The 13842-nt window shown below is 67.2% G+C and carries 15 protein-coding genes; 12 read left to right on the top strand and 3 right to left on the bottom strand.

What is annotated here, in order from left to right:
• Positions 1-32: 32 nt before the first annotated feature.
• Entirely contained in the window at positions 33-848 is an 816-nt protein-coding gene (locus THIARS_RS11780; RefSeq protein WP_094161104.1) for an EI24 domain-containing protein, read from the bottom strand.
• A 162-nt stretch (positions 849-1010) separates the two neighbouring features.
• Between THIARS_RS11780 and aptA the strand changes: the two genes are divergently transcribed.
• The 7 genes from aptA (at position 1011) to THIARS_RS11745 (ending at position 6910) form a co-directional block, all read left to right on the top strand.
• Positions 1011-2375 (top strand): omega-aminotransferase AptA, encoded by a 1365-nt coding sequence (gene aptA, locus THIARS_RS11775; protein ID WP_094161103.1) that lies wholly within the window; start codon positions 1011-1013, stop codon positions 2373-2375.
• Positions 2376-2493: 118 nt separating this feature from the next.
• The gene (locus THIARS_RS11770; RefSeq protein WP_094161102.1) at positions 2494-3003 is read left to right on the top strand and encodes a DUF1269 domain-containing protein; all 510 of its coding nucleotides are present in this window, start codon (positions 2494-2496) and stop codon (positions 3001-3003) included.
• A 130-nt stretch (positions 3004-3133) separates the two neighbouring features.
• Positions 3134-3835 (top strand): UPF0149 family protein, encoded by a 702-nt coding sequence (locus THIARS_RS11765; RefSeq protein ID WP_186436669.1) that lies wholly within the window; start codon positions 3134-3136, stop codon positions 3833-3835.
• Between the two features lie 11 nt (positions 3836-3846).
• A complete protein-coding gene (locus THIARS_RS11760) occupies positions 3847-4680 on the top strand; it encodes an ABC transporter ATP-binding protein (protein ID WP_094161100.1) in 834 nt (277 codons plus the stop codon).
• Positions 4681-4711: 31 nt separating this feature from the next.
• Positions 4712-5464, top strand: a complete 753-nt coding sequence (locus tag THIARS_RS11755; protein ID WP_094161099.1) for an ABC transporter substrate-binding protein — start codon at positions 4712-4714, stop codon at positions 5462-5464.
• Between the two features lie 64 nt (positions 5465-5528).
• Positions 5529-6221 (top strand): ABC transporter permease, encoded by a 693-nt coding sequence (locus THIARS_RS11750; RefSeq protein ID WP_094161098.1) that lies wholly within the window; start codon positions 5529-5531, stop codon positions 6219-6221.
• Positions 6218-6910, top strand: a complete 693-nt coding sequence (locus THIARS_RS11745; RefSeq protein ID WP_094161097.1) for an ABC transporter permease — start codon at positions 6218-6220, stop codon at positions 6908-6910. The genes THIARS_RS11750 and THIARS_RS11745 overlap by 4 nt, the downstream gene beginning before the upstream one ends.
• 13 nt (positions 6911-6923) lie before the next feature.
• Here THIARS_RS11745 and THIARS_RS11740 read toward each other — a convergent pair whose 3' ends face one another.
• Both THIARS_RS11740 and THIARS_RS11735 read right to left on the bottom strand, forming a co-directional pair.
• The gene (locus tag THIARS_RS11740; protein WP_094161096.1) at positions 6924-7436 is read right to left on the bottom strand and encodes a GNAT family N-acetyltransferase; all 513 of its coding nucleotides are present in this window, start codon (positions 7434-7436) and stop codon (positions 6924-6926) included.
• Positions 7437-7661: 225 nt separating this feature from the next.
• Positions 7662-8363, bottom strand: coding sequence for an SDR family NAD(P)-dependent oxidoreductase (locus tag THIARS_RS11735; RefSeq protein WP_094162104.1), 702 nt, complete (start codon positions 8361-8363; stop codon positions 7662-7664).
• Between the two features lie 191 nt (positions 8364-8554).
• Between THIARS_RS11735 and THIARS_RS11730 the strand changes: the two genes are divergently transcribed.
• The 5 genes from THIARS_RS11730 to THIARS_RS11705 all read left to right on the top strand — a co-directional run bounded on the left by THIARS_RS11730 (position 8555) and on the right by THIARS_RS11705 (position 13823).
• Positions 8555-9319, top strand: a complete 765-nt coding sequence (locus THIARS_RS11730) for an SDR family oxidoreductase (RefSeq protein ID WP_094161095.1) — start codon at positions 8555-8557, stop codon at positions 9317-9319.
• A 30-nt stretch (positions 9320-9349) separates the two neighbouring features.
• Positions 9350-9658 carry an antibiotic biosynthesis monooxygenase family protein gene (locus THIARS_RS11725; RefSeq protein WP_094161094.1) on the top strand — a complete coding sequence of 103 codons (309 nt, stop codon included), beginning with the start codon at positions 9350-9352 and terminating at the stop codon, positions 9656-9658.
• 465 nt (positions 9659-10123) lie between these two features.
• The gene (gene oxlT / locus THIARS_RS11715; RefSeq protein ID WP_094161092.1) at positions 10124-11404 is read left to right on the top strand and encodes an oxalate/formate MFS antiporter; all 1281 of its coding nucleotides are present in this window, start codon (positions 10124-10126) and stop codon (positions 11402-11404) included.
• Positions 11405-11438: 34 nt separating this feature from the next.
• Entirely contained in the window at positions 11439-12146 is a 708-nt protein-coding gene (locus THIARS_RS11710; protein WP_094161091.1) for a YoaK family protein, read from the top strand.
• A gap of 87 nt (positions 12147-12233) precedes the next feature.
• Positions 12234-13823 carry a gamma-glutamyltransferase family protein gene (locus THIARS_RS11705; protein ID WP_094161090.1) on the top strand — a complete coding sequence of 530 codons (1590 nt, stop codon included), beginning with the start codon at positions 12234-12236 and terminating at the stop codon, positions 13821-13823.
• Positions 13824-13842: the final 19 nt, after the last annotated feature.

The following is a 13842-nucleotide window of genomic DNA, read 5'->3' as shown; positions in this document are numbered from 1 at the left end:
TGGTGCAATCGTGGTGGTCGGGGCGAGCCCATTCAACCTGCCTGGCCTTGCTGCGTGCCGGCACGGCGCCGCAGATCGACGAGTCCGGCAAGCAGGTAATGCGCGAACCAGAGCGACGTGAACGCGAAGGCCAGGACGTACAGCCACAGGGACAACAGCGCCAGCACCGGCAGCAGCGCCAGCGCCAGCCAGCCGGCCGTGAGCAGAAGGGTTGGCAGGGTGCTCAGATAGCCGCTCGCCACCCCCATGCCGAGCAGCGTCCAGCGATGTTCGCGCAGCAGTTGCCGGCGTTCCCCGGGACAGGCGTAAGGCCCCAGGGCGTCGAAACCGAACATCATGGCGGTCATCCAGCCCCAGATGATGGGTGGAATCAGCAGCCCCGCCAAGGGGATGAGCCACAGCGGCAGGCTCAGCACCAGCATGGCCAGGCCGGCGACCGTGATCCAGGCCGACCACATCAGGGACTGCGCCTGGTATCCGTTGTCGCGCGGCTGCAGTTGCGCGAACCTGCGCCGCGCGACGCCGCGGCTCGCGGCGGGCATCACGATCACGGCCACCAGCAAGAGCGTGAGCAGGATCAGCGCTGGAACGCCCAGCGCAATCAAGATGGCCGCAGCCAGGCCATGTGCGGCCTGCGTCCAGCCAAGGCCCTGCAGGAGATCCAGCAGCCAGGCGCGGCCCTGCACCCAGACCTGCAGCGCGGCGATCCAGCGGTCCCAGAACAGGACCTGCACCAGCCACGCCGACACCCCGGCCACGGCCAGCGGCAACAGAGCCAGCGCCAGCATGCGCGGGCGCAGCGCGTCGAGCAGGGCAAGCCAGGCGGAATGCAGAACCAATCTGCGCATCGCGAACCATCGAAGACATGGGGGTGTGAGAACAGACCAACGATGCTAATCGCGCCACGCTGCCGGCGCATGGCACCATGCGCCGGCAGCGTGGCACTTGGATTCGCGCCGCGATGCGAAGCACAATGCCGGATATCGCCCCGAATACGATGGAGATGCTCGATGGATCAAACCGAACTGACGCGCGCCGGCCGGCATGGCGCCGTCGACCTGCCGAATCTTGACGCCCTGTGGATGCCATTCACGGCCAACCGGGACTTCAAGGCCGCGCCACGCATGCTGGTCAGCGCCCAGGGCATGCATTACCGCAGCCACGACGGACGCGAGATTCTCGACGGCGTGGCCGGCCTGTGGTGCGTCAACGCCGGCCACGGGCGCGAGGAGATCGTCGAGGCCATCGCCCGGCAGGCGCGCGAGATGGACTACGCCCCGCCGTTCCAGATGGGCCATCCCGTCCAGTTCGAGGCGGCGGACCTGCTGGCCAAGATCGCGCCGGGCGATCTGACCAAGATCTTTTTCACCAACTCCGGCTCGGAGTCGGTCGACACGGCGCTCAAGATCGCCCTCGCCTATCACCGCGCCCGCGGCGAAGGCACGCGCACCATGTTCATCGGACGCGAACGCGGCTACCACGGCGTGGGTTTCGGCGGGATCTCGGTGGGCGGCATGGTGGCCAACCGCAAGGTGTTCCGCGGCGGCATGTTGCCGAACGTCGACCACCTGCCGCACACGTATTCCGCCGAACACCAGGCCTTCTCGCGCGGCCAACCCGAATGGGGCGCGCACCTGGCCGACGACCTGGAACGTCTGGTGCAGCTGCACGACGCGAGCAATATCGCCGCCGTCATCGTCGAGCCCATGGCCGGCTCCACCGGGGTTCTGGTGCCGCCCAAGGGCTACCTCGACAAGCTGCGCGCCATCTGCAGCAAATACGGCATCCTGCTGATCTTCGACGAAGTGATCTCAGGCTACGGCCGCCTGGGTACGCCGTTCGCGGCCCAGCGTTTCAAGGTCACGCCCGACATCATGACCACGGCCAAGGCGGTGAACAATGCCGCCGTGCCGCTCGGCGCCGTGTTCGTGCGGGAGGGCATCTACGACGCCGTGGTCAACGGTGCGCCCAGCGGAGCGGTGGAATTCTTCCACGGCTACACCTACTCGGGCCATCCGCTTGCCATGGCGGCGGCCGTGGCCGCGCAAAACATCTACGCCCGCGACGGCCTGCTCACGCGCGTCGCGCGCGAAGGGCTGGACGCCTACTGGGAGGAGGCCATGCACGGCCTGCGCGATGCGCCCCATGTCAAGGACATCCGCAACCTGGGCCTGGTGGCGGGCATCGAACTGCACTCCAGGCCCGAAGCCGCGGGCAAGCGTGCCTTCGAAACCTTCCTCAAGTGCTACGAGCTCGGGGTGCTGGTGCGCTACACCGGAGACACCATCGCGCTGTCGCCGCCGCTCATCATCAAGCGCGGGCAGATCGACCAGATCGCGGACACCCTGCGCCGGGCGTTGTCCAGCGTGCAGTAATGCGGCCCGCAGCCGCGCTGAAGCGAGGCTGAAACACCCCGGGCAACAGGGTTTCTGGGGTGTTTTTTCGCCGGCTGGCGCCTAGAGTATTGGTGCGAGCGCGACCAAGGAGCCTGCCATGCGACGCCTGTATTTTCTGGTCCCCGATGTTCCCACGGCGCACACCATCGTCGATGAATTGCTGGTGGCGCGCATTCCCGAGAAACATATCCACGTCATCGCCCGCGAGGACACCGAGCTGGGCAACCTGCCCGCAGCCGGCCTGGCGCAGAAAACCGATCTCATCCCCGCCATCGAGCGCGGGTTGGGGTACGGCGGCGCAACCGGCACCCTGGCCGGGCTCGTTGCCATTGCCGTCCCAGGCGTCGCGGTGGTTTCCGCAGGCGCGCTGGTGGTGGCGCTGGCCGTGGCCGGCACCGTCCTGGGCGCCTGGATCAGCAGCATGATCGGCGTAAGCGTGGAGAGCCCGCGCGTGAGGCAATACGAGCAAGCCATCCAGGCCGGCCAGTTGCTGATGATGATCGATGTGCCGGTCGCGCGCGTGGACGAGATCAACTCCCGCATCGCCAAGCACCACCCCGAGGCCAGGCCCGAGGGAGTCGAGCCGAACATCCCGGCTTTTCCCTGATTTTTCCCTGAGTCATCCACGCTTTTTTTGAGGCGGCGCGCTCCGGTCGCCAGGGCCGCCGCATGCGCCCGACCGTGACGCTTGGGTGGGAACGGCCCATTACACTAGGGCCTGTTCACGCATCATGGCCATGATCAACATATCCGCTTCTGAAACGCCCCTCACGGACGCCGAACTCGACCAGATCGAGCAATGGCTCGACAGCGACGCGATGCCCGAAACCGCCATGGACATCTCCATGCTGGACGGTTTTTTCACCGCGCTGATCTCGGGGCCGAATCTGGTGCACCCGACACGCGCCCTGCCCTGGATCTGGGACAGCGAGGAGGGCCAGGCCCAGCCCGGTTTCGAGACGCCGCAGCAATTCGAGCAAGTCGTGGGACTGCTCATGCGCTACTGGAACATGCTGGCCAACACCTTGAACCAGACCCCGGACGCTTACGCCCCGCTCATCTATCTGAGCGGCGAGGGCGACGCGCAGGAAAGCATCATCGAGGAATGGTGCACGGGCTATATGCTGGGCATCGCGCTCGACCCACATGGCTGGGCGCCGATGCTCGACGAGCCCTCGGATGAAATCAGCCTCATCATGCTCTACGGCACCGAAAGCGGCTGGGAGGAACTCGACCGCTTGCAGCTCGGCCCCGACTACCAGCGTGACGCGGCCGATGCGCTGGCCGATTGCGCCACCGCCATCCACGCCTACTGGCGCAAGGCCACCGCACCCCCCATCCGCAACACCGGCAAGATCGGGCGCAACGACCCCTGCTCCTGCGGCTCGGGCAAAAAATTCAAGCTCTGCCACGGCGCGCCCGCCGCCAACGAAGCCTGAACCGTGGAAGCATGGACGCGGCCGCTTCCTTTTCCACATTGACCTCCGACGCTCCCGGCGACAACGAACCCACCCAGGGCGCCGATGCCGTGCTGCGCCTGGCGGACATTCACAAACGCTACGGCGCGCTCGAAGTGCTCAAGGGCGTCAGCCTGCGCGCCCGCGCCGGCGAGTCCATCTCCATCATCGGCTCCAGCGGCTCGGGCAAGAGCACGCTCCTGCGCTGCGTCAATCTGCTGGAGCGCCCCAACGCCGGGCAGATCATCCTCGGCGGCGAGACGCTCAAGCTCGCGATGCAGCGCGATGGAGCGCTGGGCGCCACCGACCCCCGCCAGCTCGACCGCTTCCGTGCCCGCCTGGGATTCGTGTTCCAGAACTTCAATCTCTGGCCGCACATGACCATCCTGCAGAACCTCATCGAGGCGCCCGTGCATGTAAAAAAAATGCCGCGCGCCGAGGCGGTGGAACTGGCCGAGGACCTGCTGCAGAAGGTGGGCCTGTACGACAAGCGTGGCGCCTACCCGGTGAGCCTGTCCGGCGGGCAGCAACAGCGCGCGGCCATCGCCCGCACCCTGGCCATGCAGCCCGAAGTCATCCTGTTCGACGAGCCCACCTCGGCGCTCGACCCCGAGCTGGTCGGCGAGGTGCTGGGCGTGATCCGCAAGCTGGCCGAGGAAGGCCGCACCATGCTCATCGTCACGCATGAAATGCGCTTCGCCCGCGACGTCTCCTCGCAGGTCATCTTCCTGCACCAGGGACGCATCGAGGAACAGGGCAGTCCGTCACAAGTGTTTGACCAACCGCGCTCGGAACGATGCCGGCAGTTCCTCGCGAGTACAAGCTGAAAGCCGCAACACAACAAGGGAGTTCGTTCACATGAAACTGTTCAAGCTGTTCACCACCGCCACGCTGGCGCTGGCCTTCGTCGGGTCCGCCTTTGCACAGGAAACCCTGCGCCTGGGCACCGAGGGCGCCTATCCCCCGTTCAACTACATCAACAAGGACGGCTCGGTCGGCGGCTTCGACATCGACATCGGCAACGCGCTGTGCAAGCAGATGAAGGTCAAGTGCGTCTGGGTCACGCAGGACTGGGACGGCATCATCCCGGCACTCAACGCGCACAAGTTCGACGCCGTGCTCGCCAGCATGTCCATCACCCCCGAGCGCGAAAAAGCGGTGTCGTTCACCAACCCGTACTACTCCAACAAACTGCAGTTCGTCGGCCCCAAGGCCAAGCCTTTCGAGCCCACGGCCGCCGCGATGAAGGGCATGACGGTGGGTGCGCAGCGCGCCACCATTTCGGCGCAGTGGCTGGATCAGCACATGAAGGGCGACGTCACGACCAAGCTGTATGACACGCAGGAAAACGCCTATCTCGACCTGGCCTCCGGCCGTCTGGGCGCCATCCTGGCCGACAAGTACGTCACCTACAAGTGGCTGCAATCCAAAGACGGCCAGGCCTTCGCATTCATGGGCAAGCCGGTGTACAGCGACGACAAGATCGGCATCGCCGTGCGCAAGGACGACAACGCCCTGCGCGAGAAGCTGAATGCGGCGCTCAAGGTCATCGTGGCCAACGGCACCTACGCCAAGATCAACGCCAAGTACTTCCCCTTCAGCATTTATTGATCGGTGCTGAAGCCCGGAGCCGCGCCCTGCCCGGCCCGCTCCGGTTCAAGCCGCTGCCCCCACCATGAACCTGCATGGCTTCGGCGCCCTTTTGCTCGAAGGCACCTGGCTGACCGTTCGCCTCGCGCTGGCCGCCATGACCGTGGCGATCGTGCTCGGGCTGCTCGCGGCCCTGGCGGGTCGCTCGCGGGTGGCCGCCCTGCGGCTCCTGGCCCACGTCTATGCCACGCTGGTGCGGGGCATTCCCGAACTGCTCATGCTGCTGCTGGTGTACTTCGGCGCCAGCGTGGTGCTGATGAAGGTCGCCAGCCTGTTCGGCCATGACGGCTACATCGAACTCAGCCCCTTCGCCGCCGGCACGGCGGCGCTGGGCTTCATGTACGGCGCTTATGCCTCCGAGGTGGTGCGCGGCGCCATCGACGCCATTCCGCATGGGCAGATCGAGGCCGCGCAGGCGCTCGGCATGCACCGCCTGCTCAGCTTTCGCCGCATCGTTCTGCCGCAGACCTGGCGCTTCGCGCTGCCGCCGCTGGGCAATCTGTTTCTCGCACTGCTGAAAGACACCGCACTCATTTCGGTGGTCGGCGCCAACGATCTGATGCGCAACACCGCGATTGCCGTGAGCGACACCGTCCAGCCCTTCACCTTCTACGGCGCCGCCGCGCTGATCTACCTGCTGCTCACCGTGCTGGTGACGCTGGCCATCGCCTGGCTGGAACGCAGGGTCAATCGCGGCATGCGCCGCGCCGCGACATGAACGCCGCGCTGATCTGGTCCAACCTTCCCCAGCTTCTCGCAGGCGCCTGGGTCACGCTGCAACTCGTCGCGCTGTCGGGCCTGCTGGGCATCGCCATCGCCGTCCCCACCGCCATTGCGCGCGTCGCCGGCCCGGCCTGGCTGCGCTGGCTGCCCTACAGCTACATCTTTTTCTTTCGCGGCACGCCGCTGCTGGTGCAGATCTTTCTCGTGTACTACGGGCTGTCGCAGTTCGACGCCGTGCGCCAGAGCGTGCTCTGGCCCGTGCTCGGCCAGGCCTACTGGTGCGCCATCATCGCCTTCAGCCTCAACACCGGCGCCTACACCGCGGAAATCCTGCGCGGCGCCATCCAAGGCGTTCCGCACGGCGAGGTGGAGGCGGCAAGGTCCCTGGGCATGAGCGGGAGTCTGCTGTACCGGCGCGTCATCCTGCCACGCGCCTTCCGCCTGGCGCTTCCGGCCTATACCAACGAGCTGATTCTCATGCTCAAGGGCAGCGCGCTGGCGAGCACCATCACGCTGCTGGACATCACCGGGGCGGCGCGCACCATCATCGCGGTGACCTATACCCCGGTGGAAATTTTCCTCGCCGCGGGCGTGCTCTACCTCATCCTGTCCTTCGTCATCATCCAGGGCTTTCGCTGGCTGGAACGCAGGCTCAACGCGCACCTGCACGCGCGCTTGGCCTGAGACACGTCGTCCTCTAGAAAGGCAGTTGCGCCGCCACCAGATCGCCGAGAGGAAGGCGCTTTTCCCAGAACGTGGCGCGGCCTTGCGCCGGGTCCAGGGCATAGGGCTGGAAGCCGAATCGGCGATAGCTGGACACAGCCGGATGGTTGTGCTCCAGCACCTCCAGCGTGAGCTTGCCGCAGCCCCGCGCGATGGCCAGGCCCTGCAGATGCTCCAGCATGCGCCCGGCGATCGACTGACCCCTTACCGCGCCGTCGACATACACATCGTGCACGTTGAGCAGCGGGCGGGCCATGAAGGTGGAGAACCCTTCGAACGCATTGATCAAGCCCACCGGCCGCTGCGCGGCGAAGGCCAGCACGCCGACGTAGTCGGCGCGCTGGCGCAGGGCCGGGATCAGACGCGCTTGCGCGTCGGCCGACAAACCCTCGCCCGCCGTGGCCTCCAGCGCATAGGCCTTCACCATCTCCAGCACGCCCTGCGCATGCGCGGGAACGGACCAATCCACCGTACGAATCTCGATCATCTCAAACCTGTTCGCGCAAAAAAACCATTGTGCCAGTCGGCACTTGGTGCGTCCCGCAAACCAGCCGTCCACGTCAGGCATGCCGGCACGCCAACTTACGTGCTCTCAAGAAAACGCCGGACCGCTCCCAAGTTTTCTTGACCCCCACGGGTGGGGTGAGCCCGCAGCGCGCGAGCGCCTGCGCGTGGCTGGCGAACGCCATCCGGCGTGCCGACCCTGGGGTGCTCAGAACCGCTCCACCCACGGCCGCAATTCAAGTTCCCAGGTCCATGCGCTGCGGTCCTGCCGCAGCACCTGCAAATAGCTGCGGGCGATGGCGTCGGGGTCGAGCATGGAGTCGGGCGCTTCGGCGGGTTCCTGCCGCCCCGGATTGCGAATGACGCCGTCGATGACGAAATGCGCGACGTGGATCCCTTGCGGCGCCAGCTCGCGTGCCAGGCTCTGCGCCAGCCCGCGCAGGGCGAACTTGCCCATCGCGAACGCGGCCGAGTGCGCATAGCCCTTCACGCTGGCCGAGGCGCCGGTGAACAGGATGGCACCGCGCCCGCGCGGCAGCATGCGCCGCGCGGCCTGTTGCGCCACCAGGAAACCGCCGTACGCGTTCACGGCCAGGGCTTGCGCCACCGCCTGCGGGTCCACCTCGGTGATCGGACCGCGCACCCTGGCGCCGGGGTTGTAAATCACCACCTCGGGCGCGCCGCCGAAGGCCGCCTCGAGCTGGTTGAACAGCGCCTCCACCTGGGCCGGCTCGACGGCATCGCAGCCCACCGCCAACGCCCCCAGTTCCCGGGCCAAGGCCGCAACATTGTCGGGGCGACGCGCGGCCAGCGCGAGCTTGTAGCCGCCCTCCCCGGCGAGCATGCGCGCCAGCGAGGCGCTGAGCCCATCGCCGACGCCGACGATCAGTGCGTAAGGGGACGAAGACATGGGCAAGCTCGCGGCGTGAATGGCGGCATTTCGCGGAAATTTGGGCGGGGCATCGCGGCCGACTTTAGCCGATCCGCGCGGCGCGCGCAGGCGAGCGCGCAGTCCCACCACGCCCGGGTCGTGCGTTGCGCGCAGGCCTGCAAAGCCAGTGCCGGACGCGCAGAATCGTCCCTCCACCCAAGGAGTTCTGCATGCCTCTCAATCTCGCCCCCGCCCATCTGCAAGATCGTGTCGTCCTCATCACCGGCGCCTCGTCGGGATTCGGCGAAGCCACCGCCGAACTGTTCGCGCAGGCCGGAGCACGCCTGGCCCTCACCGCCCGCCGCGCCGACCGGCTCGAAGCGCTCGCGTCCAAGCTGCGCGGGCTTGGCGCGCAGGTGCTGGTGCTGCCGGCCGATCTGGCCGATCTGCAGGCGGCGCAGCAAGTCGTGCGCGACGCCGAGGCCCATTACGGCAGGCTCGATGTGCTGGTGAACAACGCCGGCGTCATGTACCTGGAACCCATCGACAGCGCAGACCTGAGCCGCTGGCAGCACATGACCCAGTTGAATCTGATGGCCCTCATCGCCACCACCCAGGCCGCCCTGCCCGGCATGCGTGCGCGCAAGGACGGCCACATCATCAACATCGCTTCCACGGCGGGCCGCCAGGCCAACCCCAACACCGGCGGCTACTCGGCCACCAAATGGGGCGTGGTGGGTTTCAGCGAATCGCTGCGCCGCGAAGCCTACAAGGACAATATCCGCGTCACCGTGATCGAGCCCGGCGTGGCGGCAACCGAGTTGCGCGACCATATCGCCCACGCCCCCACGCAAACGGCCCTCAACACCTGGGCCGACAGCATGCGTCAATTGCAAAGCGAGGACATCGCCCGCACCATCGTGTTCTGCGCCGGCCAGCCCGCGCATGTCAACATCAACGAAATCCTGCTGCGCCCCACCGATCAGGAACGTTGAAACACCCATCCACCGAGGACACACCAGACCATGATTCTTGAACTCGCCGACATCCGCATCCAGCCCGGCCGGCAGGCCGAATTCGAAGCCGCCATCGTCCGCGGCGTGGACACGGTCATCGCCCACGCCAAAGGTTTCATCGGCTATGAAATCCGCAAGGGCGTCGAGTCCGCCGAGCGCTATCTGCTGATGATCCACTGGGCCACGCTGGAAGATCACACCGTGGGCTTTCGGCAGTCCGAAGCCTTCGCCCAATGGCGCGCCATCGTCGGCCCCTACTTCGCGGAACCGCCGCGCGTGGAACATTTCGCGCTGGTTGCACGCAGCGCCAAGGCCTGAACCCCGTCCCGGCCACTGCACGAGTGGCCGGGCGGACTGATCCGGCCGGCGCCGGGCCGGTCCGAGCACGACCTGCTTCGACGCAACCTGCGCGACGGCATGATCGGGGTGCGCATCGCTGCGCTCGCCGCTGCCGCAGACGATCCTCTGAGCGCCCCAGGGTCGGCACACCACCCCACCCATGGGGATCAACGAAACTTGGGGCGCCCCGGCGTTTCCTTGAGCGCCCCAATCGAGGGAACCATGCTCAGCTTTGGTGCCGGCCACATCGGACTCGGCCACCTGGGCATGCCCGGGTCGCAAGCCCTCGGTGCCTTTTGGGCCGCCACGCGGCACAAGGGTCCGGGCATGGAATTTGCTCAAGACGATGGGCACGGAGTGGGTGGCTGATCACCAATGGCCGCTGGAACACACAAGCCCTCGAACCAGCGTCGCACGCCGCCTTGACGCAACCAAGGAGTTTCCATGTCCACACTGCTTGATCCGCCGCAAGGCCTCGCCATCCCCATGACCGACCTCAAGGGCCGCTGGGGCCAGCTCGCGCTGGGCCTGGTTTGCATGATGGCCATTTCCAGCCCGCAGTACGTCTGGGCCCTGTTCACCAAGCCGCTGCTCGGCCAGCTCGGCGCCAGCCTCGCACAGTTGCAGGTCACGTTCTCGATCCTGATCGTGCTGCAGACCTTCTTCTCGCCGTTCCAGGGTTATCTGGTGGACCGGTTCGGCCCCAGGATGCTGCTGTCCATCGGCGCCATCCTCACCGGGGCCAGCTGGGTGCTGTCCGCCTCGGCCCACAGCGTGACCCAGCTCTACCTGACCTACGGCCTGCTGGGCGGCATCGGCACCGGCGTCATCTATGTGGGAGTCGTCGGCCTCATGGTGCGCTGGTTCCCCCGCCAGCGCGGCTTCGCCGTCGGCATGGTCGCCGCCGGCTACGGCTTCGGCGCCATACTCACCACCTTCCCGATCTCCTCCAGCCTGGCAGCGGTCGGCTACGCGCAAACCATCACGATGTTCGGCTACATCATCGGCGCGGTGGGCCTGATCGCGGCCCAAGGCATCAAGCGGCCGCCGATCGAAGTCGCGGCGCAATCCGTGCGGGTCGAATCGCGCGCCGCGGGCATCAAGCCCGCCACCATGCTGAAACAACCGGTGTTCTGGCTCATGTTCGTCATGATGACCATGATGTCCACCTCGGGCCTCATGGTCATTTCGCAGATGGGTGCGTTCGCCAAGGATTTCGGCGTCGCCTCGGTGCTGGTCTGGGGCATGGCCGCGCTGCCGTTGGCACTGACCATCGACCGCTTCACCAACGGGCTGACGCGCCCCTTCTTCGGCTGGCTGTCCGACCGCATCGGGCGTGAGAACACCATGGCCATCGCGTTCGGCATGGAAGGCCTGGCCATGCTGGCCTGGCTGGGGCTGCGCAGCGACCCGCTGTGGTTCGTGCTGCTGTCCGGCATCGTCTTCTTCGGCTGGGGCGAGATATTTTCCTTGTTTCCCTCGACCCTGACCGACACCTTCGGCACGCGCTACGCCACGACCAACTATGGCTTCCTGTACATGTCCCAGGGTATCGGCTCCATCCTCGGCGGCCCCATCGCCGCGCTCATACACCAGTCGAGCGGCAGCTGGATTCCGGTGTTCGGGCTGATGATCGCCCTCGACTTGAGCGCCGCCCTGCTGGCCTTCTTCGTCCTCAAGGGGATGCGCGCCCGCTACATGGCGCGCACGGCCGGCGGCGTCTAAACTCGCCGCTCGAACCACAACCCACGAGCATCGGATGGCAGGCAACACGCAGAACCTGGAACATTTCGACCACCGAGACCTGACCCTGGGCTTGCTGACCTTCGCCTCGAGCGCGACGGACGTCATCGCCTTCCTGAAGCTGCAGGAAGTCTTCACCTCGGCCATGACCGGGAACACGGCCCTGCTCGGCCTGGCCATCGGCCGGGGGCATGTGTTCGCCGCCATCCATTCCCTCATCGCCCTCGGCGGCTATATCGGCGGCGTCGCGCTCGGCGCGCTCGTCCATGCGCGCGACAAACAAAGGGAGCTGATGCTGATCCTGCTCGCCGAGGCCGCGTTTCTGGGACTGTTTTTCGTGCTCTGGAGCCAGATCGGATTTCCCACCGAAGGCATCTGGCTCGCCATCCTGATCGCGTGCTCCGCCATCGGCATGGGTCTGCAAAGCGTGGCCGCACGCAAGATCAACCTCGACGGCATTCCCACCGTGGTCTTCACCAGCACCCTGACCAGCATCGTCATGACCCTGATGCACGCCAGCGTGCGCGGCGGCAACATCTCCATCTTCAACGCCAAGCGCCAGTCGCTGGCATTCGCCATCTACGCCAGCGGCGCCGCGCTCACCGCGGCCCTGCTCTGGCAGGGCTTCAATGCGGCGACTAGCATTCCGCTGCTGGCGATCTTCGGCGCCTTGGCGACCCAACACCGCGTCTCCAGGACCCAAGGCTCCAGCCTTGCGCGATAGCGGTAAGGCCGGGATTTTCTCGTTGGCGTTTTCGCAAGGCGCGCCGCAACCGAAGCTGACGCGCCGCAACCTCGAGCAACCATACGCATGCTGAACACTCCGAATGCCCTGGGCGGCATGGTCGTCGCCCCGCACCACCTCGCGGCCCAGGCCGGGCGCGACGTCCTTCTCGACGGCGGCAACGCCGTCGAGGCCATGGTCGCGGCGGCCGCCGCCATCGCCGTGGTCTACCCCCACATGACCTCCATCGGCGGCGACGGCTTCTGGCTCATCCACACCCCCGGCCATGCGCCTGTGGCCATCGACGCCAGCGGCTTCGCCGCCGCCCTGGCCACCCCGCAACGCTACGCCGGGCTCGACGCCATTCCGGCGCGCGGCCCACAGGCCGCGCTCACCGTCGCCGGCACCGTCGGCGGCTGGGCCAAGGCCCTTGACGTCGCCGGCGCCTGGGGTGGCCAGGCGCTGCCCCTGGAGCGGCTGCTGCGCGACGCCATCCGCCATGCCCGCGACGGCGTGGTCGTCACCACCAGCCAGGCCGAACTGACCCGGCAAAAGCTCGATGGCTTGAAGGATGCGCCTGGCTTCGCCGACGCTTTCCTCGTCCACGGCGCACCGCCAGCGCCCGGCCACATCCTGCGCCAACCGGCCCTGGCCGAAACCCTGCAAAGCCTGGCCGCGCATGGGCTCGATGGCTTCTACCGCGGCGAACTCGGACGGCGCATCGGCGCCGAACTCGAACGCATCGGCAGCCCCGTGCGCACCGCCGACCTCGCGGCCTACATGGCGCAGGAGGTCACGCCCTTGTCCGTGCGCCTGCGCGACGCCACCGTCTACAACCTGCCGCCATCGACGCAGGGGCTGGCATCGCTGATGATCCTCGGCCTCTACGAGCGCCTTGGCGTGGCCGAAGGCGAAGGTTTCGCGCACCTGCACGGCCTCATCGAGGCCACCAAGCGCGCCTTCCGCGTGCGCAACCAGGTGGTCACCGACCCGCGCCGCGTGCCCGGCGACCCGGCCCGCCACCTCGGCGACGCCGCGCTCGACGCGCTCGCCGCCGACATCGACATGCGCACCGCCCTGCCCTGGCCCGAGCCCGCCGCACCCGGCGACACCATCTGGATGGGCGCCATCGACCGCGCAGGCCGCGCCGTGAGTTTCATCCAGAGCATCTACTGGGAATTCGGCTCCGGCGTCGTGCTGCGCGACACCGGCATCACCTGGCAGAACCGCGGCATCAGCTTCTCGCTCGACCCGGCCGACCTCAACGCCCTCGAACCCGGGCGCAAACCCTTCCACACGCTGAACCCTGCCCTGGCCCTGTTCGACGACGGCCGCGTCATGCCCTACGGCACCATGGGCGGCGAAGGCCAGCCGCAAACGCAGGCCGCCGTGTTCACGCGCTATGCGCGCTACGGCCAACCCCTGCAGCAGGCCATCAGCGCGCCGCGCTGGCTGCTCGGCCGCACCTGGGGCGATGTCAGCACGAACCTGAAACTGGAGAACCGCTTCGACCCCGCGCTGGTGCAGGCCCTGCGGGACGCCGGCCACGACGTCGAGGTGCTCGACCAGGCCTTCAGCGACACCATGGGCCACGCCGGCGCCCTGGTGCGCCACCCCGACGGGCGCATCGAGGGCGCCGCAGATCCGCGCAGCGATGGCGCGGCCGTCGGGGTCTGAGCGAAGGACCGACGGATAC

Origin of the sequence: Thiomonas delicata, assembly GCF_900088825.1 — a bacterium.
GTDB classification, from domain to species: Bacteria; Pseudomonadota; Gammaproteobacteria; order Burkholderiales; family Burkholderiaceae_C; genus Thiomonas_A; species Thiomonas_A delicata.
Note: the sequence above shows the minus strand (reverse complement) of the source record. Positions and strands in the feature narration are given on the sequence as shown.